Source organism: Paraburkholderia sp. (assembly GCF_034668105.1).
Classification (GTDB): domain Bacteria; phylum Pseudomonadota; class Gammaproteobacteria; order Burkholderiales; family Burkholderiaceae; genus Paraburkholderia.
Genome location: NZ_JAXDPY010000272.1, coordinates 1 through 3,473 on the forward strand (window position 1 = coordinate 1; position 3,473 = coordinate 3,473).

Consider the following 3,473-nt stretch of genomic DNA (forward strand, 5'->3'; position numbering starts at 1 on the left):
TATATTGAAATCCCTTCGCTAAGGAGTCTCTTATGCGAAAACTCATGGCCGCTATGATAGCCGGCCTGATAGGGCTGACCGCGCTGTCCGTGTCGATCACGGCTGTCGCATGCGGTGATTCGAGCTATCAATCTTCTTCGACCGATGGCAAATAATCCCGCCGCCCGAAGGCGCCAGGTGCGCACAAAAATAGGCCTTCATCTGACGATGAAGGCCTTTTACTTTTCGGCCTTGTTTCAAGCGCTTTTCTGCGTTTTCGGCAAGCGCTGCTTAACAGCGGCGCGCGGCTCTGCGGAGCGCCTGTCCTTGTTTGCCTTACTTGCCTTTAGGCTGCGTGACGAAGCCGATCTTCGTGAGGCCGCCAGCTTGCGCCGCCGACATCACTTCGGCCACTTTCTCGTACGGGACCTTACGGTCCGCGTCCAGATGCAGTTCCGGTTGCGGATTCGCTTGCGCAGCCTGTGCGATCTTGTCGCGCAGTGCGGCTTCATCGACCTTCCTGTCGTCCCACAACACGTTGCCGTCCGCATCGACGCTGACCGTCACTTGCGCGGGTTTCGTGTCTTCCTTCTGACTGCTCGCATGCGGCAGATCGATTTTGACCGCGTGACGAATTACCGGAATCGTCACCATGAAGACGATCAGGAGAACCAACATCACGTCGACGAGCGGCGTCATGTTGATTTCGTTCATCAGGCCGTCGTCATCGTCGCCGGCGAAGGGGCTCATTGCCATCGGAATGCCTCGTCGATCAGTTGGCGCGCGTGGCGAGGCGCAAACCGTCGCCGCGCCTGGACGACGACAGACGGGCGCCCGTCACGAAGAATGCATGCAGACCGTGTGCAAAGCGGCTCAGCTTGGCGACGAGCGCCTTGTTGGCGCGCGTCAATGCGTTGTAGCCGAGCACGGCCGGAATCGCGACGAACAGACCGAACGCGGTCATGATCAGCGCTTCGCCGACCGGGCCCGCGACCTGATCGATCGACGACTGGCCGCTCGCGCCGATCGCCAGCAGTGCGTGATAGATGCCCCACACCGTGCCGAACAGGCCGACGAACGGTGCCGTGCTACCGATCGAGGCAAGAATCGCCAGACCGCTTTGCATGCGCGCGACGCTTTCATCCATCGTGTCCTTCAGGCAGCGCGTCACCCAATCCGATACGTCCATGCGATCGTGCAGATGCGGCTGCGTCTGATGATGGTGATCGGCCGCTTCCTGACCGGCCAGCGCGAGCGCCAGGAACGGATTGTCCTGCGGCGTCGACTGCGCGGAGCCGAGCTTTTTCACGCCGTCGGCGAGATCGTCCGAATGCCAGAACTGCTGTTCGGCGTTCTTCGTGAGACGCTTCAGGCGCATCACGTTCCAGCCTTTGATGACGATCACGCTCCACGACATCACCGACATGATCAACAGCGCGAGCGCGATACCGCGCGTCACGAAATCCCCTTGCGCCCACACGTGCGCCAATCCGTAGTTTTGCATTGCAATTCCTTTTTTTTTGAAAGCTGCTTCAATCATTCAGATTGAAGTTGTAAGGCTGGGTGGCCGTGGCCCGAATAGCCTGGCCGTTCTCGAGATAGGGCTTGCACGAACTCGCATGCGCGGCGGCGATCGCGGCGTCGTCCAGACGGCTGAAGCCGCTGCTCTTTTTGAGCGAAATGCTTTCGACCTTCCCCGTCGGTCCGATGACGAACGTCACATAGGCCGTACCGGTCTCGCCGCGGCGCTTCGACAACGCGGGGTAGTCCGGCGTGATCATGCTGCACTCAATGTGTGACACGTTCTTGGGCGCTGTGATGTCCATCGTCGGACGGCCGACCGCTGGCGCAGCCTGAGCGGCCGGTGCAGCCGGTGCAGCCGGCGCGGCTGGCGTTGGGTCAGCCGGTGCGACCGGCGTAGGCGCCGGCGGGGCCGCCTCGGGCAATGGTGTTGGCGTCGGCTTGGCCGTCAGTATCGGCTTTGGCTGGATCCTGGGCTTCGTATGAACCGGTGGCGTCGGCTTGGGCGGCGGCGGCGTGGCCGATTGCACCGTAACGGGCGCGGCCACGGGCGCCGGTGCCAGTAGTTGCGCGGTCATGACGCGCGCTTCGAGCGGCGGCTGCACGGGATCGTGACGCAAGGTCAGGATCACCGCCAGCAACGCGACGTGAATCGCCGCAACGGCGGCCGTCGCGGTCCAGACACGGGAATTGATTCGGGCGGACGAAGCCGGCGCGACGCCGGCTGAAACGGTATGCGAGGCCTGCATATCTAGCGTGGCGACGTGTCGCAGAGACGGCGCGTCAGACAAGACATTGTCATGTTCGGAAGATCAGCAGCGAAATGAACAAAGTAGTCACGAAACCAATCAGCAATTCCATCTCGAACTCCTTATAAGGATGAGCGGGTAGCTGGCTTGTACGGATACTGGCTTGCTGACGGCAGTGGGATAACACGTGAAGCAGGGCGAACCGCAGCGCATGAAGCAACGAGCGCCGCGCGCGGCGTGTGCCAAGCTCTAAAACCGGTCTTGCGTTCTTAAATTCAGGCGGCCTTGCGTTCGTAAAACGTCAGCGGCATGGGCTGCGAGTGATGTTCGAAGCCGCAGCGGCTCGCGCACACACCGCTTTCCATCATGACACCGCGCACGGAATCCGCGCACTTGCCACAGCAGGAGGCGACGCCGAGCTCGAACTGGAGTTCGTCGAACGAATCGACGCCTTCCGCGATCGAGGCACGGATCTTTCGGTCGGAAACAGACTTGCAGACACAGACAATCATGGCAGGCGTCATAGCTAACGTTAATGCGAACTATTATCATTTTGATTGAGCCGTTTGGCAAGCGTCCTGCATGATTTTTTGTAACAAAACCAGACTCTTAGAAGGGTTTCGCCTAAGGGACAGGATCCCGCGTCGGCGGCGCAAAGGGCTTAAATCAGCCCCAAGCCGCGCGGAAAGGCCCCCGGAGGCCCCGAAGCACAGCGCGAGAGGAGTTTTATGCGGCTTGGGAATCCGGCGCGGCCGTGCGGCGCGATGGGATGACAACCTGTTCGACCGCCGCATCGATTTGCAGCAAGGTTGTGGCGAGCTGTTGCTGATGAGTGCCGTCGCTTGTCGAGTAAAAGCGGGGCAGAACCGCGTCCGGGTTGTCCGGGGCGGCGCGTAGGCGATGCTGGTCGAGTACCCGTTCCAGTTGGCGCGCAATGGCCACGCTCGTATCGATCAGCATGAGCCGGTCGCCGACGATGTCGCGGATCGCCGCATCGAGAAAGGGGTAATGAGTGCAGCCGAGCACCAAGGTATCGGCGCCGGCATCGAGCATGGGCTGCAGATAATTGCGCAGCAGCGCGCGCAGTTCGGCGGAGCCGACGTCGCAACGTTCCACCGCTTGCACCAGCCCATGGCCAGGCTGACAAAGAAAACGGCAATCGGCGGCGTAGCGCTCCAATAGCCCCTGAAAGCGGGCGCTGCGCAAGGTCACCTGGGTGGCGAG

The 3,473-nt window shown here is 61.3% G+C and carries 5 protein-coding genes; all 5 read right to left on the reverse strand.

Going from position 1 to position 3,473, the window contains the following annotated elements; translation table 11 throughout:
• Positions 1-315 precede the first annotated feature (315 nt).
• Positions 316-735 carry a biopolymer transporter ExbD gene (locus QOC89_RS12665; RefSeq protein WP_323045322.1) on the reverse strand — a complete coding sequence of 140 codons (420 nt, stop codon included), beginning with the start codon at positions 733-735 and terminating at the stop codon, positions 316-318.
• A 16-nt stretch (positions 736-751) separates the two neighbouring features.
• The gene (locus QOC89_RS12670) at positions 752-1,483 is read right to left on the reverse strand and encodes a MotA/TolQ/ExbB proton channel family protein (protein ID WP_323045323.1); all 732 of its coding nucleotides are present in this window, start codon (positions 1,481-1,483) and stop codon (positions 752-754) included.
• Positions 1,484-1,511: 28 nt separating this feature from the next.
• On the reverse strand, positions 1,512-2,249 hold the full coding sequence (locus tag QOC89_RS12675) for an energy transducer TonB (RefSeq protein ID WP_323045324.1): 738 nt from the start codon (positions 2,247-2,249) through the stop codon (positions 1,512-1,514).
• 275 nt (positions 2,250-2,524) lie between these two features.
• Positions 2,525-2,761, reverse strand: coding sequence for a (2Fe-2S)-binding protein (locus QOC89_RS12680; RefSeq protein ID WP_323045325.1), 237 nt, complete (start codon positions 2,759-2,761; stop codon positions 2,525-2,527).
• A gap of 214 nt (positions 2,762-2,975) precedes the next feature.
• Positions 2,976-3,473 (reverse strand): aspartate/glutamate racemase family protein (locus QOC89_RS12685; protein WP_323045326.1); only part of this gene is annotated, 498 nt, incomplete at its 5' end.

Excerpts from the sequence above, each read along its gene's own strand:
- QOC89_RS12680 (WP_323045325.1), bottom strand. The coding sequence starts at position 2,761 with ATGATTGTCTGTGTCTGCAAGTCTGTTTCCGACCGAAAGATCCGTGCC.
- QOC89_RS12670 (WP_323045323.1), bottom strand. The coding sequence starts at position 1,483 with ATGCAAAACTACGGATTGGCGCACGTGTGGGCGCAAGGGGATTTCGTG.
- QOC89_RS12675 (WP_323045324.1), bottom strand. The coding sequence starts at position 2,249 with ATGCAGGCCTCGCATACCGTTTCAGCCGGCGTCGCGCCGGCTTCGTCC.
- QOC89_RS12665 (WP_323045322.1), bottom strand. The coding sequence starts at position 735 with ATGGCAATGAGCCCCTTCGCCGGCGACGATGACGACGGCCTGATGAAC.